The 24,226-nt window shown below is 39.0% G+C and carries 25 protein-coding genes; 4 read left to right on the top strand and 21 right to left on the bottom strand.

The genetic code is table 11. The features are described from left to right. Positions 1–56: 56 nt before the first annotated feature. From A5888_RS20600 to A5888_RS20555, 10 genes are all read right to left on the bottom strand, one after another. A complete protein-coding gene (locus A5888_RS20600; RefSeq protein WP_086349306.1) occupies positions 57–500 on the bottom strand; it encodes a GNAT family N-acetyltransferase in 444 nt (147 codons plus the stop codon). A 243-nt stretch (positions 501–743) separates the two neighbouring features. Beyond that, positions 744–1,574, bottom strand: a complete 831-nt coding sequence (locus tag A5888_RS20595; RefSeq protein WP_086349305.1) for a hypothetical protein — start codon at positions 1,572–1,574, stop codon at positions 744–746. After that, a complete protein-coding gene (locus A5888_RS20590) occupies positions 1,571–2,467 on the bottom strand; it encodes a prenyltransferase (RefSeq protein WP_086349425.1) in 897 nt (298 codons plus the stop codon). The genes A5888_RS20595 and A5888_RS20590 overlap by 4 nt, the downstream gene beginning before the upstream one ends. A gap of 53 nt (positions 2,468–2,520) precedes the next feature. Next, the gene (locus A5888_RS20585) at positions 2,521–3,342 is read right to left on the bottom strand and encodes a carbohydrate ABC transporter permease (RefSeq protein ID WP_086349304.1); all 822 of its coding nucleotides are present in this window, start codon (positions 3,340–3,342) and stop codon (positions 2,521–2,523) included. Beyond that, positions 3,339–4,211 (bottom strand): carbohydrate ABC transporter permease, encoded by an 873-nt coding sequence (locus A5888_RS20580; RefSeq protein WP_086349303.1) that lies wholly within the window; start codon positions 4,209–4,211, stop codon positions 3,339–3,341. Before A5888_RS20580 ends, A5888_RS20585 begins: the two co-directional genes overlap by 4 nt. Further along, positions 4,204–5,490, bottom strand: coding sequence for an ABC transporter substrate-binding protein (locus tag A5888_RS20575; RefSeq protein ID WP_086349302.1), 1,287 nt, complete (start codon positions 5,488–5,490; stop codon positions 4,204–4,206). The genes A5888_RS20580 and A5888_RS20575 overlap by 8 nt, the downstream gene beginning before the upstream one ends. After that, on the bottom strand, positions 5,487–6,572 hold the full coding sequence (locus tag A5888_RS20570; RefSeq protein WP_086349301.1) for an ABC transporter ATP-binding protein: 1,086 nt from the start codon (positions 6,570–6,572) through the stop codon (positions 5,487–5,489). The genes A5888_RS20575 and A5888_RS20570 overlap by 4 nt, the downstream gene beginning before the upstream one ends. A gap of 231 nt (positions 6,573–6,803) precedes the next feature. Further along, positions 6,804–7,727, bottom strand: a complete 924-nt coding sequence (locus A5888_RS20565) for a helix-turn-helix domain-containing protein (protein ID WP_086349300.1) — start codon at positions 7,725–7,727, stop codon at positions 6,804–6,806. A 570-nt stretch (positions 7,728–8,297) separates the two neighbouring features. Continuing rightward, positions 8,298–8,882 (bottom strand): polymer-forming cytoskeletal protein, encoded by a 585-nt coding sequence (locus tag A5888_RS20560; RefSeq protein ID WP_086349299.1) that lies wholly within the window; start codon positions 8,880–8,882, stop codon positions 8,298–8,300. Positions 8,883–9,348: 466 nt separating this feature from the next. Further along, positions 9,349–10,413 (bottom strand): bifunctional transcriptional activator/DNA repair enzyme AdaA, encoded by a 1,065-nt coding sequence (locus A5888_RS20555; protein ID WP_170924783.1) that lies wholly within the window; start codon positions 10,411–10,413, stop codon positions 9,349–9,351. An 843-nt stretch (positions 10,414–11,256) separates the two neighbouring features. Between A5888_RS20555 and A5888_RS20550 the strand changes: the two genes are divergently transcribed. Together A5888_RS20550 and A5888_RS20545 are read left to right on the top strand one after the other, a co-directional pair. Continuing rightward, complete coding sequence (locus A5888_RS20550; RefSeq protein WP_339101821.1) at positions 11,257–12,183, top strand: ABC transporter ATP-binding protein; 927 nt, start codon at positions 11,257–11,259, stop codon at positions 12,181–12,183. Beyond that, complete coding sequence (locus tag A5888_RS20545; protein ID WP_086349297.1) at positions 12,183–12,947, top strand: ABC transporter permease; 765 nt, start codon at positions 12,183–12,185, stop codon at positions 12,945–12,947. The genes A5888_RS20550 and A5888_RS20545 overlap by 1 nt, the downstream gene beginning before the upstream one ends. A gap of 23 nt (positions 12,948–12,970) precedes the next feature. On the opposite strand, the gene A5888_RS20540 is transcribed toward A5888_RS20545, so the two are convergent. The 8 genes from A5888_RS20540 to A5888_RS20505 all read right to left on the bottom strand — a co-directional run bounded on the left by A5888_RS20540 (position 12,971) and on the right by A5888_RS20505 (position 19,065). Next, positions 12,971–13,864 (bottom strand): sensor histidine kinase, encoded by an 894-nt coding sequence (locus A5888_RS20540; protein WP_170924782.1) that lies wholly within the window; start codon positions 13,862–13,864, stop codon positions 12,971–12,973. Between the two features lies 1 nt (position 13,865). Continuing rightward, positions 13,866–14,549 (bottom strand): response regulator transcription factor, encoded by a 684-nt coding sequence (locus A5888_RS20535; protein WP_086349295.1) that lies wholly within the window; start codon positions 14,547–14,549, stop codon positions 13,866–13,868. 89 nt (positions 14,550–14,638) lie between these two features. Further along, entirely contained in the window at positions 14,639–15,139 is a 501-nt protein-coding gene (locus A5888_RS20530; protein WP_086349294.1) for a hypothetical protein, read from the bottom strand. Positions 15,140–15,324: 185 nt separating this feature from the next. Beyond that, positions 15,325–15,777: a gamma-glutamylcyclotransferase family protein gene (locus A5888_RS20525; protein ID WP_086349293.1), complete on the bottom strand. Its 453-nt coding sequence runs from the start codon at positions 15,775–15,777 to the stop codon at positions 15,325–15,327. Next, a complete protein-coding gene (gene pcp / locus A5888_RS20520; protein ID WP_086349292.1) occupies positions 15,777–16,424 on the bottom strand; it encodes a pyroglutamyl-peptidase I in 648 nt (215 codons plus the stop codon). Before pcp ends, A5888_RS20525 begins: the two co-directional genes overlap by 1 nt. 235 nt (positions 16,425–16,659) lie before the next feature. Next, a complete protein-coding gene (locus A5888_RS20515) occupies positions 16,660–17,580 on the bottom strand; it encodes a DUF979 domain-containing protein (protein ID WP_086349291.1) in 921 nt (306 codons plus the stop codon). Then, positions 17,580–18,275, bottom strand: a complete 696-nt coding sequence (locus tag A5888_RS20510; protein WP_086349290.1) for a DUF969 domain-containing protein — start codon at positions 18,273–18,275, stop codon at positions 17,580–17,582. The genes A5888_RS20515 and A5888_RS20510 overlap by 1 nt, the downstream gene beginning before the upstream one ends. A gap of 268 nt (positions 18,276–18,543) precedes the next feature. Beyond that, entirely contained in the window at positions 18,544–19,065 is a 522-nt protein-coding gene (locus A5888_RS20505) for a CbrC family protein (protein ID WP_086349289.1), read from the bottom strand. A gap of 285 nt (positions 19,066–19,350) precedes the next feature. Between A5888_RS20505 and A5888_RS20500 the strand changes: the two genes are divergently transcribed. Next, positions 19,351–19,836: a TFIIB-type zinc finger domain-containing protein gene (locus tag A5888_RS20500; RefSeq protein WP_086349288.1), complete on the top strand. Its 486-nt coding sequence runs from the start codon at positions 19,351–19,353 to the stop codon at positions 19,834–19,836. Positions 19,837–19,986: 150 nt separating this feature from the next. Here A5888_RS20500 and A5888_RS20495 read toward each other — a convergent pair whose 3' ends face one another. Next, positions 19,987–20,166, bottom strand: coding sequence for a hypothetical protein (locus A5888_RS20495; protein WP_170924781.1), 180 nt, complete (start codon positions 20,164–20,166; stop codon positions 19,987–19,989). A 404-nt stretch (positions 20,167–20,570) separates the two neighbouring features. Here A5888_RS20495 and A5888_RS20490 point away from each other — a divergent pair, with 404 nt between their 5' ends. Further along, complete coding sequence (locus tag A5888_RS20490) at positions 20,571–20,852, top strand: hypothetical protein (RefSeq protein WP_086349285.1); 282 nt, start codon at positions 20,571–20,573, stop codon at positions 20,850–20,852. A 24-nt stretch (positions 20,853–20,876) separates the two neighbouring features. Here the strand turns inward: A5888_RS20490 and A5888_RS20485 are convergent, their stop codons facing one another. Both A5888_RS20485 and A5888_RS20480 read right to left on the bottom strand, forming a co-directional pair. Then, the gene (locus A5888_RS20485; RefSeq protein WP_339101820.1) at positions 20,877–23,792 is read right to left on the bottom strand and encodes a DEAD/DEAH box helicase; all 2,916 of its coding nucleotides are present in this window, start codon (positions 23,790–23,792) and stop codon (positions 20,877–20,879) included. Positions 23,793–23,794: 2 nt separating this feature from the next. Next, positions 23,795–24,187 (bottom strand): (deoxy)nucleoside triphosphate pyrophosphohydrolase, encoded by a 393-nt coding sequence (locus A5888_RS20480; RefSeq protein WP_086349284.1) that lies wholly within the window; start codon positions 24,185–24,187, stop codon positions 23,795–23,797. Positions 24,188–24,226: the final 39 nt, after the last annotated feature.

Raw genomic sequence — 24,226 nt, 5'->3', positions numbered from 1 at the left:
GACCGTCAAACACGACAATGTTTGGCGGTCTCATTTTGTAGAAAAATTGAAATGTATCAATTCAATTTCATATATAAAAGTGGATACGGATTCCCTTGTTCATCACGTTCTGTTCTTTTATATACTTCAAATCCCATGTGTTCATAAAAGCCTTTAGCAAGAGGGTTTTGCTCATTAACTGCTAAATCATTGACCGAATATTTTTCTATTCCATATTCAAGCAATTCTTTCCCCACTCCTTTTCCCCTTTCTTCGTGAGAAATAAAGAGCATTTCAAGATGGTTCTCTACAATTCCCATAAATCCTATAGGAACTTGTTCCTCATTTTCTGCAATAATTAGATGAGGGATTTCTTTTAATGCTTGCGGTACATATTGCTTAATGTTCTCTATTTCATATTCTGATAGAAAGAGATGCGTTGCCTTTACTGAACTTTCCCAGATCACTACTAACCGTTCTATCAACAATGCGTCTCTGTTTCTTGCCTCTACAATTTTCACTTTCTAACCTCCATAAAATCAAATTTACTTAATTATACCTGAGTAAAGAGAAACAATCGGAGTACTGTAGATTTATCCTGTGAATAGACAGCACTTTATGATACGAATGACTTAAGTAAAGAGAAACAATCGGAGTACTGTAGATTTATCCTGTGAATAGACAGCACTTTATGATACGAATGACTTAATTGACGTCTTCTCTTTCTACTCTATACAGCTCCGTAAATCAGCTACAGTAAAATGCTAAAAAATATCTGCAATGTACCCTTTTGCGTCTACTCGTTTATCTAGCTTCTCATGAGCAGCTAGCCAATCAGCCAATAATTGAAAATCTCTTTTTGAATAATTTTTCTGAGGCTCAAATAGGAAATTTCTCATCTCTTGTGCCGCTTCTGCTGTATAATCGGCAACCTCAATACAGGTCTTCATCTTCTCTTCAGGTGACAACTGATTAAAATCAACAGCTGCTTCTTCCAATGCCAGATGATAATTCTGAACAAGTGCTTGATTCTCCAAATAAAATTTCTTATCAAAGCACCACATAACCATCGTTTTGTCACTATCTTTCGAATCCCAAAGGACATCAACAGGTAGTTCCTGCATCGTTTGATGAATAAATGGTTCGATTGCAACCAGGGCATCGATTTTATTTTTTCTTAGTGCTTCAATACGTTCAAAGGTATTATCAATCCAAATGATTTCAGGAGCATCAAAACGGTTTTTCAAGTCATACTCAAGAAAGAATGGAAAGAGCCCCTTACTGGCGGCACCAACACGTACTCCTTTTTTCCTTGCGGTCTCCGGGTAGCCAATCAGCTTGATTGTCCGAGTCAAGGTAGAGGTCACCACAGCTTCTTTCCCTTGGTTCAAATAATCAAAGAAAAAGGTCAGATCACCCATCACCGCCTCCACATTATTGCCTACGAAGCTTTTATTCGAATGAAATTGGAAGGTCTCAGAAAGCTCAAGCGCAACAGGTACTTGGCGACGTTCGAAATAGCCCAAGCGATCAGCCAAAATCACTGGTAAAACTAAAGGGTTTACTTTATTTTGATATAGTCGAATCGTAGTCATTGTCTCTCTCCTAACAATCGAATAATGAAAAGCAGGCTCATCCATCCGTGAAAATGATAAATTAATAATAGTGGTCGTGGCCCATATTCTCTCCCCATTTCAGGATAAACCTCTTGAATAGTGTAGTAATCCTTATACCACCTGACGTACCCTTGACGGTAAAAAATCAACCAGCCAATAAGGTACTGCCACCAAGGAATGACTTGTAGAAAAAATAATCCGGTCCATGCGAGAAGCATGATGATCGCTTCTGGAATCAACAATAAGATGGCATTACGAAAGCCAATCACATGCGGCAATGTAACACGAACACCCATGTCTTTTTTATAGTCGCCAATATTGTTCGTTGACATCAAAAAGATCGTAAAAATCATCGCAATCAAGCTATACCAAACGAGGACCCAGCTATTGTAACCGGTCTGTACATAGGCAGATAAATAGCAGCTCAGGCCGCCTACAAAGAAGCCAGAAACCAGCTCTGTAATTGGGTATAATAAATAGGGCTTCGGTCCCAGCGAATAGGTGACTGCTGCAACTACTGACACACAGCCCCAGAAAAACAGCCAGACGCTTTTCGTCAGCCAGACAAGCAGTAAGCCGCTTCCGCCTCCAAGCCCCAGCATCAAAAGAAGAATCAGCACAGCATCCGTAAAACGGGCATCCCCACGTACCAGCCCCTCGCTTCCTTTATGCCCAGTAAACGTTTCCTCGTTTTCTTCGTTGGCCAAAAAGGCTCTCATTTCATTGGCTGTGTTCGCAATAATGTTAAAGGAAAAACCGGCGATCGTAAACAACAGCAACTCAAGCAGCTTGATTTGACCAACGAGACAGGCCCCAAACAAACCACCGCTCAACACAGGCAGTCCTGTAGCAAAGCCGGTTCGAATCTCCATCACAGAATAGCTCCGTTTCGCAAAACCTCTTAAATATATGAATGCTTCCTGTATCACCCTTTGACACCTCCAGCCAAACCATTATAAATATATTTTTGCAGAATAAGATAAAAAATCAACATAGGAATAATACTGATAATGATCAGCGCACAAATGACTTGCCAGTTCGTCTGATTTGGCCCGATAAAACGATACAAAGAAGTCGCGATCGTCCCATGATTTTCTCCCGGAAGATAAAGAAAAGGGAGATAAAAATCATTATAGATGCTGATCATTTTCAACATACTTACAGTAGCTGTTGCAGGTGATAATAAGGGAAAAAGCACCTTCCAATACACTTGAAAATAGCTTGCTCCTTCTAAAATCGCTGCTTTATCCAGCTCTCTTGGAATTTTTTCATACATTTGCAAGTAGATAAAAATCATCACGACATCTGCCCCCAAGTAAATAATGATTGGCGCTATCAGCTTGTCATACCAGCCTAATGCAACAATGATTTTAAAGGTCGAAATTTGCGACACGACCATTGGTACCATCGACAGTAGAAAATACCCACCGATCAACAGCTTTTTAAAAGGGAAAGAAAAACGATTCAAGACGTAAGCCGTCATCGACCCAATCAGCACACTGCCAATGACACCAAAGAAAACCAAAATAAACGTATTGATAAAGCCAGTAACGATTTTTCCTTGTTGAAACGCCAATTGGTAGTTGGTGAAATCCAACTGCTCTGGAAGTGTCAAACCCGAGCTGGCATTAAATTCTTCATAGCTCTTGAAGGACCCCAGCAAAACGATAAGCAGCGGATACAAACAAACGAACAGCCAGAAAAGCAACAAAACATATTTTATACCTATACGAATAAATCGCTTCATCTCTTTTCCTCCTGCTGAAATTTCTGTTGAATCACACTCAATAAAATAATGAGTAGTGTCATGACAACCGCCATTGCCGAGCCAAGTCCTACCAGCTTTTGATCAAATGCAGTTTTCATTGTTTGGAGTAAAAATGTTGTTGTTCCATTTGATCCATTCGTCATGATCAATGGGATCTCAAAGGCTGAGACTGCACCGATCGTCAATAACACAAAATTCAACTTCAATACTGTACGGATATTAGGTAAAATAATCCAACGCAGCTGCTGCCAGAAGCTTGCCCCTTCTAACTCGGCGACTCGATAATATACGGTTGGAATACTCTGGATTGCAGAAAAATACAATAAGAAGCTGGTCCCTAAATGACGCCACAAAGAAATAAATGCCAAGGTAACATTGACCAGACGTGGATCACCTAGCCAATAGCGTGAAAGCTTGCCGAGATGGAAAAACTGCAGCAGCTGATCAAATGAACCGTCCGGCTCAAAGAACAGTCGGAAAATCATTGATACAGCAACTCCGCTGATTAGAATAGGAAAAACAAATACTGCTTTAAAGAAGGTCTTTCCTTTTGTTTTCATCGACAAAATCACAGCTAGCAGCAACGCCAAAATGATTTGAATGATGCCTGAAGCTAGATAATAAAGATTATTTTTGAAGGCCGCAAAATAGGCAGGCTCCTTTATGATTTTTATATAGTTGGCAAAGCCGACCACATTTTTCTCAGCAGATAGACCATCCCAATCGGTAAAGCTGTTATAAACCAACATCAGTATCGGAATCAGACCGAAAAGAAGCATCAATACAACAGGAAAAAGGAGAAAGAGAAAAATGATTCTCTTCTCCTCACGTGTCAGCTGATCACTCATGGTTCTTAGCAGCTGCTTCCCATTTCGATTCTAAGCTACTTACATACGCATCATAGCTTTCATTTTGCTCAGGGTACAGACCAATGTTGACGATTTTCTGCAACGCATCCGTCAGACGAGCGACGCCTGCTTCATTAGCAATAGCAGAATAGCGTGTTTCAACTTCAGCTGAAGCTGCGGGTGCGGTCAAAATCACATTATTTTCTTCAACAAGTTTCTTTTCTTCTTCATTTAGCTCAGATTTAACCGGGGTCATTCCACCCATATCTGCCGCAAAGCCGCTTTCAGGAGAAATGAAAAATTCCAAAAATGCTTTTGCTGTTGCTTTGTTCTTTGTATTCTTATTGATCCCAATAACAGACGGTGCACCTAACGCAAGACTTGTTTTGTCATCGAGTAAAACAGGGAATGGCATGATATCGATCGTCTCTTTTTCATCCGTCAAAGCTTGAATCGGCGCTACATCCTGTGATCCGCTCATCAACATCGCAATTTTCCCATCCGCCAACTGTTGCTGTGCTTGTTGTCCTTCCAGAGTCACCGGATCAGGTTCGATCAAGCCATTTGAAGCCAGTTCATAAATCAAATCCATCACTTCGCGAATTGGCTGACCTTCTGAAAACGCAGTGCCCTTTTCCAAGGTCGCTGATTTGAAATCCTCACCACCATAAGAAGAAAGTGCACCGGCCCAGACCGCTAGTCGTTGGTAGTTTGTATAAAATGGAATCGCTCCGGTCTTTTCTTTGATCTGTTTCGCTGCAACAATCAACTCATCCGTAGAGGTAGGCAGCTCTTTGATTCCTGCTTCTTCAAAAACAGTTTGATTATAAACCAAGCCCAAAGAATTCAGAACAGTCGGGAGGCCATAAACCGTATCCTCATAATCAGCTTCCGTCACATCAATATAGTCCTTCTCCATTGCATCCACTTTACCAAGTGGTTCAAAGTATTTTTCATAGTCTGTCGGAGTGCCCGCCATTGAAAACGGAATGAAAACAACATCGCCATAGTCCGTTGTATTCATTCTGGTTGCGATGTATTGGTCGTAGTCAGTACCTGATGCCTCCCACTTGATATCCGTTACTTCCGGATACTTCTTCTTAAACGCTGTTTCGATTTTTTCATACAGCTCATCGGCATCTACACGATTCGTTACAACCGTAATTTCTCCGCTCACTGTCTCCTCGCTCGTCTCACTTTTTTCATCCTTCGCAGTGTTACATGCTGTCAGTACCAAGCTTAATCCAAGCACTACCCCTGCAGTCAAAAACTTCTTCATTTATTTTCCTCCGTTTGTGTTTCATTTATTTTTTTCTGATCGGTGCAACTAAAAACGAACAGTTTTTTTTGATCAACTATAAAATTGATTTCCTGTCCAATCGCCACATCCACATTTGCCGAAACCCTAAGAATCAATGATTCTTTTTTCCACAAAACTGAAAGCAGCTGATCACTGCCCATATAGCGAATTTTCTGAACGAGCCCTTTTAACCCCTCTGCTTTATTCGTCAAATGAATATCTTCACTCCGAATAGCAACGGTCACTGGTTGCTCTTCTGCTGAATAATGTGCCGAACTGATCTGCTCAGAATGGATCATAAGCGAGCCGTCCGCAAGAATATCTCCTGCAAATTGATTGATTTCAGGTCGCCCGACAAAGCTTGCAGTGAATAAGTTGACCGGTGATTCATATATCTCACGCGGCGTTCCAACTTGTTGAACCACACCGTCCTTCAGCACCACCACTCGATCGGCTAAGGTCATTGCTTCATCCTGCGCATGCGTGACAAAAATTGTTGTCGCCTCCAACCTGTCGTGCACTTGACGAATCAAAGTCCCCGTCTGCTCACGCAGCTTAGCATCTAAATTGGACAACGGTTCATCCAGTAAGAATAATTTTGGTTCTCTGACGATCGCCCTCGCTAAGGCAACACGCTGTCGCTGACCACCAGAAAGATTTTTCGGTTTCTCACCCAACAGCTCTCCTAGTTCAAGACTCTCCACTGCCCAATGCAGCTTTTCTTTGATTGCTTGCTTCTCTTCACGGCGAACCTTCATGCCAAACGAAATATTCTCTTCGACTGTCATATGTGGGAAAAGAGCATACTCCTGAAAAACCATAGCAATATTCCGATCCTTTGGCGAAGCAGCGGTCACATCCTCACCATCCAAGACAAACGTTCCTTCTGTTATTTTTTCAAATCCAGTCAGCATATTCAAAAGTGTCGATTTACCACTCCCACTCGGTCCAACAATTGCGATGAACTCCCCTTTTTCTATTGAAAGCTGAAACTCTCTTAAAGCCCATTCCTCTCTGCCAACATACTGTTTTGAGAGGCTCTGCAACGCTACATAGGTCAATGGCTGACTCCTTTCCTGATTCATTCGTGAAAACTATAACAAAGCCTCTATTAGGGTACTATTACTCCATGAAATTGTCAAAATATCTCTTGTGTTTTTCTTGTAAAATGAGGGACACATGAGAAATAGCTTTTCTTTCCCTACCACTTGAAGAGGTAAAAAAAAGGAGCAACCAGATGTCAGACTGCCTAAAAAGTATTTTTACCTTTTGGGAAAGTGCCTGACATAAGATTACCCTTCTCTAATTAAAGTGAGTGGTCGTTGAGTTATCGTTTCAACAGCAGATGTATTGTTCTTTTTTTGAATAAGCAAAGCCAATTCTTCGCGCATAGCTTCCGCCTTGCCTTGGTCTCCTATATCCTCTGTTAATTTTATGAATAATTGCGTTTTCTCTAAAGCTTTTGGGTCCTCTGTCAGAAGAAATGTGAACAGACTATCTAAATAATAAAGAATTAGTTTGTGTTTATAGCTTTTTAAAAATCCAGGTTGTCTTTTCGCCAACTTCACATATTTCTTTACAAGAAGCCACTCGCCCTCATAGATTCTGACATGAATCAGATTCAACAACGCGTTAAATGCACTATTCTTCGTTGTCTCATCTCTTTTTTCCTCATCTTTGATTGGAATTGCCTTTTTTATGATTGCATTCGCTTGCGACTCAGAAAAATAAGGAATCATGTTAGCCAATATAATATAGTCATATTGAAAATAGTAATTTTTCTTGATCAATAATCGGTAAACCAAATTCTTGTCACTTTCGCTTATTGCTGGAATCTCTTCCCACTGCTCATGAAAACAACTCTTTATGGCCAAATGATTGGACAGCTCCCGTAAATCTTTCGTCGGCTTGATAGCCAGCTTTTTATAGTAAGCAATCAACTGTTTTTTCAGCTTCTCGTTCTCCGGTTGATCCTTACAGCGAACAAACAGCTCTCTAAACTGCTGCTGCTCATAATCAAATTTAGCAAAGGAAAAAAATTCATGTACATTCACAGACATTTTATTTAGCACACTCTGTAGATCATTGAGCCGAACAGAGCGTTCATCACTTTCAATTCGCGAATACGCTGTCCAATCAAGATATCCTTTAGAAATTTCTCTCTGTGACTGCTTTTTGTTTTTCCTAATGAACTTTAATGTCTCTCCAATATCCATTCTTTCCCCCCTCTATCCAATGATGTTATCCTTGGCAAAACAAAAAATAACGCGAAAATACTAACTGAAAAATTTAGTTTGTGCCCCTTTCAACATCTCATAGAAATACGAACAAGCAAGCTCACATTAAGCTTGCGTATCTACCAAAAGAGGTGCACCAAGAGTGCTTTCTTCATTTTAAGCAATGAACCGTCTGATTATTAGTAAGCACTACGTGAAAGTTTCTGTTTATTGCACATTGAAACGAACGCAACAATCACTTAGCTACAGCACAAATATAATTAGCTTATTATAACAAAAAATTGCGCTAATAACAATCTGTCTTTCTTTATAATACTTGTTTTATAGAAGCAAAAATAAATCTTTAAACTAAGTTTGAAAAACTATATGTAAACGATATATTAAAAGTTTTAATATAAAATATTATTTAAGAAAACAACAATTTCAGTAATAAACTCAAACATCTTACGTTTTTGGAATTGTGAACAAAGAAAAAGGACCACGACATTTACATGCCGTAGTCCTAAGTAATGAGCCTCTATTGCTTGTCTAAACTGACAATCTTACTAGTTATTCACTAACAGTAACTTCACCAGTTACTGAAGCACCATCTTTATCGATTGTTGCTGAATCTTGGTATTCTTGTTTTTCAAAAGTCACGTTTCCATCAACTTTTGCACCATCTAATACAAAGCCGTTCGCTTTAACAACAACATCACCTTTCACAGTACCATGAACGATGTTGAAGTTTTCTGATTCCACAGTCAATGTAGGAACAGTGATTGTGTATTCAGCTGTAACATTACGGTCAGCATCTTGAGAATACAAGGCTAATTTTCTGTAGATATCGCTGCTATCGTCACCTTTGTCATGGAATTCACCGGAAACAGTAATATCATTTGTGAACGTCACATCTTTTGTTGCCGCAACGATCCAGTTACCATCTGCTGATAAAGCTGTTTCAAGAACGGCAGGATCATCACTTACAGAAGCTGTTGATACAACATCAGTTGTGCTACTATCCGCAGTGCTTACTTCTGTTGTTGATGAAGATGAGCTGCTTGCGGAATCCTTGTTATCATCCGCACCACATGCGCCCAATACTAAAGTTGTTACTGCTGTTAAACCTAATAATGCCAATTTTTTTGATACCATATTATCTCTCCCTTTCTTTAATCGTTGAAAGTATACCATGGCATTAAAAAATTTGACAAAGATTTGCATTTTTTCCAAGTTAAAATGAAAGCGAATTAATATGAGAATAAAGGAAAGAACACTCGTTATTTCCTCATAAAAAAGCGGATTTTTTTAGCATTCTTTCTATCAAAAAAAACGTCAAACAACTCACACAAAGCCTCATTACAACAAAATCAATCCAAGGACAGTTGTAACACACTTCTAAATAGAAGCAAATGGGTTTCTCATTTTTGATTTAAGACAAATTTTAGCCAATCAGAAGAATCTTTTAACTTTTTTAAGAAACGGCTAACGTCGAAGGGTAACACCATAATGAATCAATCGAAAATCCTAAATATCGTGCTCGTCTTTCTGAAATTTCGGAAGATGTTTGAAACACCTGTTTCGATCCATTGTTTATTCAATTACTTACTATAGTGTTTTTTTACTGTTCAGCCTTCTTGGCTTTATTCTTTTCATGGTTCAAAAGCCATTGTTTCCTTTCCAAGCCACCACCATAGCCACCCAAGGTACCATTTGATTGAATCACTCGATGACAAGGGACAATGATCGCCAGCTGATTCGCACCATTTGCATTCCCGATAGCTCGTGAAGCATTCGGTCGATTTAGCTTTATTCCCATTTCTTTGTAGGAAGACGTTTTCCCACTCTCTATCTGCAATAACTGTGTCCAAACGCTCTTTTGAAAATCAGAACCAATTAGAATAAATGGTGTTTTGAACTCGTCTAGTTCATTTGTGAAATAGCGTTGCAGCTCATCTTTGATTTGTTCAGAAATTATTGTTTTCCCCGGAATGATCTGTGCGTTCAAGCGATTACGAAGCCGCTCTATTTCTCGCTCTAGCCCACGACGATCCACAAATTCCAATAGGTATAAATACTCATCATCGGCTATGCTCATCATGGGCCCAAGCTCTGTATCGATCCAGTCAGCATAAAGAACCTTTAAGTCCTTCGACTGTATCGGCTTTCTGCCCATGATTTTAGTAAACGCATCATGAAAACCACTCGCTGACTCATAACCAGCATCCAACTGCGTATCGATGACTTTCTCTCCATTTTTTATTGTCTTCATTGCAATCCCCATCCTCCGCGCTCTCGCAAACTGTACAAAAGTCATACCATAGACTTTTTTGAATTGTCTTCTCGCTGTGGCTGAATGAATGCCTAGTGCTGTAAAATCCTTGTCACTCCAACGCTTTTCCGGTTCAGCTTCTACCAGCTCAACCATCTTTTGTACCGTCTCAGGTACGGAACGAGGAAAAGATAATGGTTTGCAGCGTTTGCATGGTCTAAAACCTGACAGCAATGCTTCTTCAGCCGTCTCATAAAAAGAACAGTGCTCATACTTTGGTTTTCGTGCTGGGCACGTCGCATGGCAAAAGACCCCAGTCGTTTTGATTCCAGCAAAGAAAATACCATCATATTCCGTATTTCTTTCTAAAAGAGCTTGGTAATAAACCAACTTTAATTTTTCATTCGTAATCATCCTAATCTCTCCTATCTAAAGTCTGCAATATAAGAGCAGAACTTCCCTAGCTACCTAAAACCGAATACACGGCAGTCCAATCTTTGTGCTTCAAAACTATCATCAGACACATATCACATATGAAAGTAGTCTCATCTAATTCTCTTTGATTATAAGCCCTTCCTTCAATCTGTGCATCCGAAAAATGAACAACGAATTTTTTGGAATAAAATTAATGGGTATTGATAGATTTAAGAGTTAATTAAGAATTGATTAAGAGACCAGTTAAGAATCAGTTGGTATAGTTATAAGCGTAGAGAAAAGGAGCGCCGTTACTCTGGCGTAGGAACCTCTAGTTGTTACGGACAGCGGACCTTACAATCGACGAAACTCGGCTGTTACCTGACGTGTTTCCTCAACAAATACAAAGGAGCGCCGTTACTCTGGTACAGGAACCTCTAGTTGTTACGGACAGCGGACCCAACAATCGACGAAACTTGGCAGTTACCTAATGTGTTTCCTCAACAAATAAAAGGAGCGCCGTTACTCTGGTATAGGAACCTCTAGTTGTTACGGACAGCGAACCTTACAATCGACGAAACTCGGCTGTTACCTGACGTGTTTCCTCAACAAATGCAAAGGAGCGCCGTTACTCTGATACAGGAACCTCTAGTTGTTACGGACAGCGGACCTTACAATCGACGAAACTCGGCTGTTACCTGACGTGTTTCCTCAACAAATAAAAGGAGCGCCGTTACTCTGGTACAGGAACCTCTAGTTGTTACGGACAGCGGACCTTACAATCGACGAAACTCGGCTGTTACCTGACGTGTTTCCTCAACAAATACAAAGGAGCGAAGAATTATGAATGAAGCTATGTTAACTTTAAACAATGTATCGAAAAATTTTGGAAAAGAAAAAGCATTAAACCATGTTTCTTTAGAAGTAAAAAAAGGAGATATTTATGGTTTGATTGGACGAAACGGTTCCGGTAAAACAACCATCATGAAGCTGATCACCGACCTATCGAAAGAATCAGATGGAGAAATCGTTTTACTCGGAAGAAGTAAAAAGCAGAGCAGCTATACCCAAGCGCTGCAACACATTGGTGCCGTTATTGAAGAGCCTGTTGCTTACAGCAAGCTGTCGGCCTATGAAAACATGAAAATCATCTGTATTCAAAAGGGAATCCACGATTTTTCTGTTATCAAAGAAATGCTTCAATTTGTCAACTTGGCAGAAACCGGCAAAAAGAAATTCAGAAATTTCTCTTTAGGGATGAAGCAACGTTTAGGTATTGCGATGGCCCTAGTCAATAATCCTGATTTTCTCATTCTTGATGAGCCAATAAATGGGCTTGATCCTATCGCGATCATTGAGTTTAGGGAGCTTTTGGAAAAAATCAATCGTGAACGCAACACGACAATTTTGATTTCCAGTCACATCTTAACAGAGCTCTATCAGGTTTCCACTCGCTTTGGCTTTATCCACAAAGGCGAAATGATCCAGGAAATCACAAAAACGGATTTTGATGCTCTTTGTACCGAAGACATTATTATTCATGTCAATGATATCAATTTAGCGTCTGTTATTGTAAGAGAACAGCTCACAAAAGACTTTACCGCGACAAATGATCAGGAGCTGAGAATTCACGATAGCAGTCTATCGATCCCGGTGGTCAACCGCTTACTGGTTACGAATAACATTGATATTTCCTTTATAGGAAAAAAAGAAATCAGTCTGGAAAATTACTATACAAATCTAGTCAAAGAAATTGGAGGGGCAGAATAATGATTCGATTAATAAAAGCAGATATTTATCGCCTATTACGTACAAAAGGATTTTACATCACTATGATTTTAATGATGGCTTATGCCGCATTGATCGTCTTATCTCAATCCGTCGGCAGTGTAGGAGTCAATATGGAAGACAAAGTGGATATCGGGGCTGTTCAGTGGAATTTAAAAATGGCAGTGCAATATGCTTCTTTCTCCAGTGCTTTTCTGGTTTACTTTTTGATTGGTCTATTCGTTATCCTATTTGGCTATGAATTTTCTCAACGTACCTACAAGAACAGTTTAACTGCCGGTGTTTCTCGCATGACCTTTGTCTTATCAAAATACTTGATTCAACTACTGTTTTTCTTTGTAGCAACCGTCTTGTATTATGGTGGTGCTGTGGTTATTGCTTCCATCAAATATGGGTTTGGCGATACCGCACTTGCTCCGTTTTTATGGGATACACTGATTATGGCGATTGGTGTCAGCCTGATCATCAGTGTAATATTCAGCTTGGCTTCGTTGATTCTAGTCAGCAGTAATAGTTTGGTACTTGCCTCTGTCTTTGTGGTCGTTTATCCGATGGCAATTCAAATCTTCGCGTTGATCACTAAATTTGAAGGATTAAAATACTTAGATTTCTTTGGGCTTGTACAACAGATTGGTGTCGGAGCGCTTTCCGTCAAAGAACTCTTTCCTTACGCAGCAGTCAGCCTAGCGTTGATTGTCTTATCCTTAGCAGGAAGTGCTCTGATCATCCGTCAGAAAGAACTATAATATGCTGAAAAAGCAGTCAGAGATTATTGTCTCTGACTGTTTTTCAGCTTAATTATCAATTCGAAAGTGTTGTCCTCTGATTTTAGCTCTATTTCACCATCCAGCAATTCTACGAGCTCCTTCACGATATGGAGACCTAAGCCCGTACTCTTATTGGTTCTGGAAGAGTCCTCTGTTAAAAACCGTTGAAACATCAGTTGCGGATCAGCAATTGGCTGCTCGATCCCATTAGTAAAACAAATCACCCATTGCTCTACTTCCTTGTACAATCTCACCTCAGATTCCTGACACCCATGCTTCAGCATATTTCCTAATACATTTTGAAAAATCCGTTGAAGGACCGTACGATCCGAAATCAATCGCCCAGTCTCTGCAATTTCAACAGACAAGGGCATTTTTCGCTCCTGAAATTCCTCATAAAAAGTGAACAGATTCTCCCTTAGCAGCTCTGATAAATCCAACTGCTCCAAATCAAGTGCCACACCCTTTTCTTGAATCAAATTGTATTCCATCAGGTAGCCTAGATAGTGAGAAATCGAGGTCAGACTATTGTCGATCTTTTGAATCATCTCCTGTTTTTCTGCTAATGCCGGATCTTTCAACAAAAGCTGCGTGTAGCCTGATGAGACAGTCAATGGCGTCTTCAAATCATGGGTCAAGTTAGACAATAATTGATGAAGCTGCTTTTCTTTTTGCCGTTGCTCTTGATAATGGTGTTTATTTTTACGGATCAATCGATTATTTTGATCTAGCAGCTGGCGAACCAACGAAATCTTGGAGGTCGAAACCAACTCAGCATTCGTCTCTTCAATCACTATATATTTTAGTTGACGGACAATATTTCTCAAATCAGTCAATAAAAATACTAAATAAATGCCCATTAGAAATAATGCAACGCCTAAAATTATTAACAACATATCAGCTGTCCTCCTTCGCCAGACGAATCCCCATCCCCCAGACTGTTTCAATATACTCATTTTCCGGATCAGCCTCTTTCAGCTTTTTCCTGAGTGTACTGATATGCACATTTACTGTGTTTTCTCCACCGATATATGAGTCTCCCCATACACGTTCGTAAAGATTTGCTTTTGAATAGATTTTATTTGGGTAATTCAGAAGCAGTTCCAATAGCTGATACTCTTTGTGAGATACATCCAGCTTTTCATGATGGACCGCAACCTCGTAGTTCTCACTATCTAATGACAAATTTTTGAAAATCAGCTCTTCACTTTTCGGCGCTGCTACAACATTGTTTCTCAGTTGAACCTCCATACGCGCTTCCAGTTCGTCGATATCAAACGGCTTTGTTACATAATCAGCCGCACCGTCTTTTAACAGCTCAACAGTCTTTTTCTTATCATTGACCGCCGTCATAATGATTACCGGCACAGATGACTCCCTTTTGATCATTTTCAGTACACTTTCACCCGTAACCCCTGGTAACATCAGATCTAATAAGACTAAATCAAAACGATTTTCAGCAATTTGAATCACTGCTTCCGTCCCCGATTGAACAATCGTCAATCGATATTTTTCTTGAAAGAGATGCCGCAATAGCTGGCAAATATTCTCATCATCCTCAACAACTAACACGTGTTTCATTTTCTACCGCCTTCTTCTTTCTTGATTTTCCTCTCGCTATGAGTGAAAGACACTTATTTTTCGTTTGTGCCATCCCGTCTATGCTCGAACTATAGGTTTGTTCCATTGGCTTCGATAAATACTAAAGACTTTTCCAACTCAATGTAAATCGTCCGATGAAGCTCAGAATGCAACCGTAACGGGTGCTTCGATTCTTCCAATCTTCGCCAACGAAAAGGCCCTTTCAATTGCTTAGGCTGAAAAAACAATGGCAAACTCAAAACCTCTGAATAAGAGGTGCCCTCGATTAGATGAGCAAACTCAGCTTCTTCCAATTGAGCATAAATATAAAGTTCAGTTATTGCCGGACCAATCGCTCTTTTCTCCACCGCTGAAACCCAATAAAGCCCCTGAGTCTCCGGAAAATCTGGGAAATAACGTTCAATCACTTCTCTGTCCGTCTGAATACTACTGACCTCTTTGCCTCTAAGCCAAAAAATGAACAGCGCCCGAACCCCCATAAAAATGAGAACAGCAGCTGCTACTATCACTATGCCTTTTTTTACTTTTCCCCTTGTCAATTTCTCCGACTCCTTTTTTATTCCACTCATTCTCGTTCTCTCTCTTCTCATAAAACTCGTTTAAGAAAGCCTACCGATCATTTCTTTTATCCTTTTATTTTACTATAGTTCCGACCATTCGTCCTCCTGTTTTTCCATCAATATTCCGATAAAAAAACACTCTTGAAAATCAGTAAAAACTGATTCCAAGAGTGTTTCATCTAGACCTTCTTCACTTAGTTGGCGATACGTTCATGGTAATTCCGCCAATTGCCATCTTTCAAATACAAGCTGTGCTGATTAAAACGAGGATCGTTGTCCACCACATAGAGGTAGCAATAAACTTTCTCCGTCAGACTAAAGGTCCCCGTGTTTTCATCAAACACCTCGACTTCAACGACGCGACGTTCATACTCATTACGCGCATCCTCAACACCAAAATAATTCTCCAATCGATCTACAGAGGAAATATCCTGCTCGAAATCACTGAGCTCAAAAATTTCTCCATAGACCCAGTCGGCACCGGAAAGCAATGCGGGATACTGCTTCTCATTCATATGAAACAGTTGCCCTTTAATCCGCGCTCTTCTTGGTGTTCCTTTGACTTTCCCATTCAGATATTTTTGGTAATTGAACAAGTCCTTCATCAGACTGCCATAGGTAAATAACGGTAATTCTTTTCCATCCATCAGTGGATGGCACCCCCTATAGCCTTCATATCCTCTTTGCCATCATAGGCAACAATCGCTTCGATCGCTTTCTCTAAAGACTTCGTGATATCAGTTAAACTCATGTATGGCTGACCGACTTTATCTACAACCTGTTCCGGAATAAATGGAACATGGATAAACCCACCCGTCATATTAGGGAACTCTTTATCGATCATATATTGCACTTGATACATGATGTGGTTGCAGACGAATGTTCCAGCTGTGTTGGAAACAACTGCCGGGAATCCAGCTTCTTTCATAGCAGCTACCATTGCTTTGATTGGCAGCTGTGTGAAGTAAGCAGGCTCACCATCCGTTTGAATTGCTTCATCCACTGGCTGATTGCCCTCGTTATCAGGAATACGCGCATCATCCACATTGATCGCTACACGTTCAGGCGATGGGGCAAAACGGCCACCTGCTTGACCAATATTCAAAACAACATCTGGTTGATGCTCAAGAATCGCTTTTCTCACCACCTCAGCTGATTTTCCAAAGACCGTAGGAATCTCAAGTTTGATGATTTCTGCTCCACTGATCGTATCAGCTAAGCCTTTTACTGCTTCTAACGCCGGATTAATTGGTTCTCCGCCAAAAGGATCAAATCCTGTAACTAAAATCTTCATGATTTATTTCGCTCCTTCTCTGTATTCTTTTGCTCTCTAAAGCTGATGATGACAACTAGGTCTCTACCACTGTCCATCATTTACCCGTTGTTTCACTAACAAAATAGCTGTCTTACTACTACTTGTTTAATTTGAGCTGATGCTACAATTCAGGTCATATCTTGGCTTCTATTCAAAGAATAAACCCATGATACACCCTCTCTTTCATCCATGCAATTTCAAGCAATCAATTTAACTAAAACGCTAAGAAATACATCAATGCGATATGCACAACAATCAGAATCGCTGCAATCGGTGCTTGCGTTTTGATGACCGCATTCGGGTCTTTCATTTCCAATAAAGCCGCTGGCAAAGCATTAAAATTCGCGGCCATCGGAGTCAGTAAAGTCCCACAGAAGCCGGCAGTCATTGCAAGTGCTCCGGCAACAACTGGGTCACCCCCTTGAGCGATAACAAACGGTACTCCAATTCCAGCCGTAATCACAGTGAAAGCCGCAAAACCGTTCCCCATGATCATCGTGAAAATCACCATACCAAGACAGTATGCAACAACACCTATAAAACGATTGCCTTCTGGAATAAACCCGGAAATCCCGTTAGAAATAACTGTTCCAACACCAGCAGCGTTAAAGATAACACCTAGTGCTGCTAACAACTGTGGTAAAATACCGCTTGTCCCAACTTGTTGAATCATACGGTCTGCATCGTCTGCCACCGTTTTTGGTTTTGCGGAGGTAATAAGCATCGCAATCAATAGGGTCAGAATAGACGCGATCCCGATCCCAACCTGACCGCCTAATGGTGTATAAGAGATTCCAACAGCGAATAACGCTAAAAGGATACATGGTAAGAAAATCCAGCTGCCCACACGTTTTGCTGAAGCTTCTGCAACCTCTTCATCCACATCAGCCAGCTTGCCGATCCGAACCTGTTTGAACAATGTCAACACACCCATCAGGATGATGATAATACCGTCAATCAAAAACGGGATAAAATTACCAAAAGCAAAAACAATTCCTAAAAGCAGCCAGAAAGCCGATGTTCCCAAACGTGTAGGATGTGTCTCATCCTTGAATACTCTCACTGCCGTTGCTATCAATAGGAGCCCAATCAAAATATAGAAAAACTCCAATAAGTTCGTAATCAATTGTTCCATTATTGTTGTCCTCCTTTATCCTGTCTACTGCCGTACTTCTTCGCTAATTTTCGATCCATCAATAGATTGTATCCTGCTGCTAAAATCAACACGATCAAAGCGATAGGAATCGACATTTTAGCGACAGATGATTCCGCGATTTCATAGCCCAACGATTTCATCGTTCCTGTAATCAACAACACACCTGACGCTGCAACAAAGGTATTCTGTGCAAAAAAGTTCCCGAAGTTTTCATTTGCAGCTGCGCGAGCCTTGATTTTCTCTTCATCCTCTTCATCCAGCTTGCCGTATTTGTTCTCAGCCGCTGCTTGCGCCATTGGATTAACAATAGGACGAATAAACTGCGTATGTCCTTGGATACGAATAGAGAATGCCCCGGCCAGTTCTCGAATTATCAAGTAAATGGTGATAAAACGTCCCGGCGTCAGGCTCTTGATCTTCTCGATCAACACCACTGCTTGTTGGCGCAACCCGAATCGCTCAGATATCCCGATCATTGGTAAGGTCAATAAGAACAACGTAACCAAACGATTGGAAACAAACGCCTCTCCCAACATTTCTAAAAACTCTACAATCGATATCCCTGATACCATTGCTGTTACAAACGCCGCAATCAACACGACTGCGATCGTATCAAACTTAAAAATAAATCCAACTAAAATAATCAAAATACCGATTAACTTGATCCATTCCATTTGCCTAATCTCCTTTAAAATTTTTTTGCTTTTCCAAGTATATACCAAGTTTTGTTATAGAAAAAGAGAAAAACGAAGATTTCTGAAAATTCCAATTACTTTTTAATGATAAACAGATGTGAGAATGGAATAATTTTTCAATTTGAAATTACAAAAAATGCGAGCAAAGAAAAGAACATAGCGGCTGCTATGTCCTTTTCTAATGATTCAAAAAATGGCTTCTTCAAGTAAAAAACCGATTCTTGGGCGGGCAACCACAACATCGTACTTAGTCGGCATCTACCCATAATCGGTATTTTCCACAATGCAGGCATTGGAATAGGTACCCGCACATCGAGCCAGACTTTACTAAATAGGGTCGAATATCCTCATATTCGTCTAACGCTTCATACTCGGAAATCACCTGATCGGCTATCCCCAGCTCCTCCAGTTCTTTCGTTCCAACCTCACCAAGATAAGCACAAAAATCCTGACAATGCACCAACCAGTATTCTCCCTGCCAGCTGATATAGCCAGGGGTTCGTTGAAACAGTTCTTTAATTTTTGCCGGATCAGTCACTTGGTCATGTTCAGCATCTTGAATAAAATCCCCATCAAATTTCTCTGCCGCTTTTCCATTAGATACACAGTTCAGACAAATACATTGGATTTCATCGACGCAGTACATATGGCTGATCGATTTAGTCACTCTGTCTCCACAGCACTCACAGGTACTCTCCTTGTTATTGAGAATACCGATCGATTCAAGGTTGGGGCTGTATTTGAAGCTTGGTAGTTGTTGGTTGGACATAGGGGTGCTCCTTTTCTTGAAGATTTTTTATATGCTTATTATAAATCATGACTTTCATAATGGACATAGTCATTTTCACTGACCATTTAGGAAAACAAGCAGCATTCATTCGGTTTCCAGAAATAGCGCTCTCACTCTTCTAGTTTACAACCATTAGCTGTTCCCCTCCGCTAATTTGTTTCATAACCCTCCATTTTAGAAGAATCACATTCTTTGAGAATTAGATTGAATCAGTTAATTGTAAAAGTGTATAATAATTGCTAGAACACAAAAAAGGAGAAAAAAATGAAGAAAATATATTGTGAAGCATGTGGTAGTGTAGAATTGGTAAAAGATGCTTCTGTCTACACTTGCCCTTATTGTCATACGGTTTATGAAAATGGCTCTTCTGTCATTGAAGAAAAGGTCAAAACCACCGCGAAGCCCACTATTTCACCAAAAAGACCAAGCCGACAATCGACGATACCACCTCGACCTAAGGATAGGAGTCCCCGTAGAACTCCGAAAACTACGATACAACTAGTTTGGATATTTTTTCTTTCCTTTTTCGTTATGGGGTCCATCGGTGTATTCTTTGACAGTTTAAAAAACGGAGACTTTTTGAAGGCGATAGAATATCTTTCTATATTTGTTGTGTGCTCCAATGCCTTGTACACAGCCTTTACTTCAAAAAAAATCTTTATCACAAAAAAGATTGCCGGAGGATGGGCGTTTCTCTTACTAGTAGTTTTCTGGGCAATGATTCAGGGGATTTTTGGTGTTCAAGTCTAAAACAAAGTAGGTACTTAAGAATTGAGCTCTCTATAATTTACAAACGACAAAAATTTTTTCATGTTATTTTTCCTTATATATTAAAAGGAAGCACACGTTGATGTTATTTAACATTTGTTCGCATTGCAACAGCCATTTCTTTCGGCTATACTAAATGGCGTAGGATAGAAAATAATGACAATTGAATAGATAATTGGCACTTCCTGATTCGGCGCCAACCGCATCAATGAAGCCTTGTAGAGACAGCTGTAACTGCCTTGCAAGTCGCCAGTAGCACAAACAAACTGATTGCTTCAGTCTACCCAATTCTCCTTGACCTAAAAAGGACAATCACTCCTTTACCCATGGACTGTAAGCATACCAGTATTATTTGTTGACTATTGCAGACGATAGCAGGGTTCATCTCGCTATCGTCTTTTTTCTATCCTGCAATATAAAAAGAATACAAAGACTACTAAAAAAAGCAAGAGAATGATGAGGAATACCTTACTCAAGTTTCAGCACAAAATAAAAAAGGCACTTCGTCGTCTGGCGCCAACCGAACGACAAAGCCCTGTATAAACAGCTGTAACCATCTATACAAGTTGCCCAACTGTTATTGTACCTAATTTCAAGAAAGATTGCTACACAAGGACAAATTTTTCTTGCAACACTCTATCGATTTCTTGATTTCTAGAAAATGAACGCCGAATACACTACATAATGATCGAATCTACCAAAAAGGAGTATCAACCATGAAAAAACAAGTGAACTGTGTCAAAGCCATCCCCTACCACGAAATACTTACGCTACAAGAAATCAATGAGCGATTGAGCTCTTGGCAAAGCATGCTGGAAATCCTAGAAATCTTTTTCTCTGATGAGAATCCACCAGTCAACAAGAAGAAGATTATACGAGATTATCATACCTGTGCGAAAATTTTTAAGGTGTTTCAGAAGGATTATGGGGATTTAATTTTGAGAGAAGCTCAGGGAATTGAGAAGATGATTGAGGGAGAGAAAATAAGCGATGGATAAGAATTCTCTTTCCATCGCTTATGACTATCTTTGTTTTATAAAATCATAGGTTTCTAATGGGACTGGTTTTTCTAAAGCTAATTCTACATGGACTATATCTGTATCTTTTCCATTTTTGTCTTTCACAACCTGTGGTTCTATTGTCTTTTTCTTGGGATATCCTTGTCCAAGATAGATAAACTCACTTGATTGGTTGACTTCTTTTTGAACAAAAATATGAATAGCTAAATCTGATTCTTCGTAATTTATTAAAGCTTTAACTTCAGCACTGTTCATATTTCTGTTTGCCTTTGTATACCATAGTAGAGTATGTCTATCAATCAGCTCATCTTCATATTTCACACTATTATCAATGGAATCATCTTTATGGTAATTCACGAAAATTGGAAAAGTATCATACTTAATTCGATAACCATACATCGTTCCCTTTTCATCATTTTCCCAGTTCAATAACCTACAAACATCTTGTCTCGTATAAACCTCATTATAGGTTAATGGACGAGTTAAGTCATAGCGGTTACTTCTTTCGAAGGAAGTGTTAATCACATCCATTACATTTTTATGAAACCATGGATTTTTGTCTAAACATTTTGAAAAATCTTCTGCCAAATAGTACGTATCTTTTTCAATCTTGATTAAAGGCTGGTCTCCATATTTCTTTCGATCAGTTTCTACAAAAAAATCCAAGCTAAGAATTCTATTGATGGAGTTTTTTATCGTAGTATCCACTGGATAATTCTTTCTTTGTAAATACTTAAAAAACTCAGAAATTGAGATACTTTTACTCTCTATTAGCGTATTTAATAATAGAAGCTCATGATTTCTTTTTCCATTGAGTAATTCATTTGAAAGAAACGTCAAAACTTGGTTTTCATAGTTTGAAATCTTTGAAACTTCCTCTTTCATCCAAATAAGGAAGTTATGATAATTCTTTTTATAGCTTCCTATTAATATAGGGTCTACAGTATCATTTTGGATAAAATCTAAAAGCATCGGGATGTGACCAATTTTATTTTTCAAGTTCTTATAGGCTTCTTTAAAGTTCATACCGCTGTTTAGTTTAGACGACTCTATAGATTGGAAAATCTTGTTCTTTGATATTTCATCAAAGCTTATTGTTGATACTCCAGAAAGATATTTCATCGCCATTGTTTTCTTTCGCAAATCATTTTTACTCAATGATTGATCTTCTGTTAGTGCTATTGGAATTAAATAATTATTGTCATAATTTCCAATAAAATCAATAATCGTTACGAAATCCTTGCCAGCAGATTTTCTTAAGCCTCTACCTAATTGTTGAATAAAAACGATGCTTGATTTAGTTTTTCGCAACATTACTACTTGATTTACTGGAGGAATATCGATTCCTTCATTGAAAATGTCTACAGTAATAATATAGTCTAAACGCCCTTCTTCCAAATCCTTAACAGCCTTTTCTCGGTCTTCCATCTTATGGTCACCACATAATGCTTTTGCCCTCAAGCCTTGTTTATTGAAGATTTTTTCTAGTTCAAAAGCTTCTTTTTTGTTACTACAAAAAACTAGTCCATGAACCTGATCACCACAATGTCCATAGTAATCAAGTTGCTCAAAAATATGATCCGTTCGCTCTTTGCCTACTAATTGATTGAAAACAGACATATCTTCAACTGAGCTTCCATCTATTTCTAGATCATTAATGCCAAAATAATGAAACGGGCAAAGCATATTTTCTTTTAAAGCTTCCTGTAATCGTATTTCATAAGCAATATTGTAATCAAATAGTTCATAAATATTGAAATCATCTGTTCGTTCTGGAGTAGCTGTCATTCCTAAAAAGAAATCCGGCTCGAAATAATCAACAACTGACTTATAGCTTTTTGCTCCTGCTCGATGCACTTCATCTATTAAGATATAATCAAACTCATCTTTTGCAAAGCCATTCAAAGTCTCTGCTTTAGACAATGTTTGAATCGTGGCAAAAACATATTTTTCGTCTGTTATTTTTTTACTACCAGACAAAATACCATATTGATTATCTTTTCCACCAACTATTTTCTTATAGTCCTCCATTGCTTTTCCCAATATTTGTTCTCTATGAACTACGAATAATAATCTTTTAGGTGCATAGTTTCTCACATCAAAAGCAGATAAATACGTTTTTCCTGTACCTGTCGCTGAAATAACTAACGCCTTCTGTTTCCCTTCATCACGAACTCGTTGTATCTCTTTTAACGCTTGTTGTTGCATTCCATTTGGCTTAATATATGCTGCTTGATAGCTATTATCTATGTCATCCTTCAAGCCGGCTTCATCTATTGATACAATTGGACTCTCTAATCCATCAACTTTTCTGGTATTTAAAATGGGCTTATACTTTTTCTTATAGTCACTAATCCAAGCTTCAGAAAGCGTAAACGAATTTAACCACATTTTCTCAAAATTATTTTTCATTGAATGGACTAACTCACCATTAGCTAATGAATTCAATTTCAAATTCCATTCACAATTCACCTTTAGAGCTTTGATAGTTAGATTTGAGCTGCCTAAAATAAATGTCTCATGATCTTCATGCTTGAAGTAATAGCCTTTAGCATGAAATCCTTCCATATCAGTAATATGGACATCAACATTTTTTAGCTTAAGAAGCTCTTGAAACATTTTAGGCGCATTGAAAAAAAGATAATTCGAAGTAATAATCCGTCCTCGAACACCTTTCTTTGCTAAATCAGCTAATACAGTTTTTAATGGCTGTAACCCATTTTCTGTAATAAAAGCAACCGCAAAGAAAAATTCCTTGCAGGTGCTAAGTTCTTCTTCAATTTCATTTAGTACAAAGCTACGTTCTTCTTCATTGTTCGTCAATAATCTAGCCTTGTATAAATCATTGTAATCTTTATCCTGATCAATGAAACTATGCTCTAAAGAATTTTGAAAATGTTCTAACAAAGAATGTTCCATGATTAAACTCCTTTTACTAGCAAATCAATTGTTGGAATATCTGCTGGCGCCCATTCTAACGAATTCAATTCAGAAACAGCCAACCATTTAATACTTTCATGTTCTGTCAACTTAGGTTCGCCAGAAAGCAGTTCACAGAAAAATGTCGTTAACTCAACAATACCAAAATCGTACTCATGCTTTGCTGTAACAATCTTGTTTTTTATAGCCACTTTGCAAAGCAGCTCCTCTTTAATCTCACGTTCAAGAGCTTGCTGAGGCGTTTCTCCTTCTTCAATCTTTCCACCTGGAAACTCCCAGAAGCCACCTAAAGATTTATCTATTCCACGTTGCGCACATAAGATTAAACCATTTTTTTCAATAACAGCGCCAACCACTCGAATTATTTTTTTCATGTCATCGGTCCTAACTTTATAATATATAGAGTATTATAA

Source organism: Enterococcus sp. 9E7_DIV0242 (assembly GCF_002140975.2).
Classification (GTDB): domain Bacteria; phylum Bacillota; class Bacilli; order Lactobacillales; family Enterococcaceae; genus Enterococcus_L; species Enterococcus_L clewellii.
Note: the sequence above shows the minus strand (reverse complement) of the source record. Positions and strands in the feature narration are given on the sequence as shown.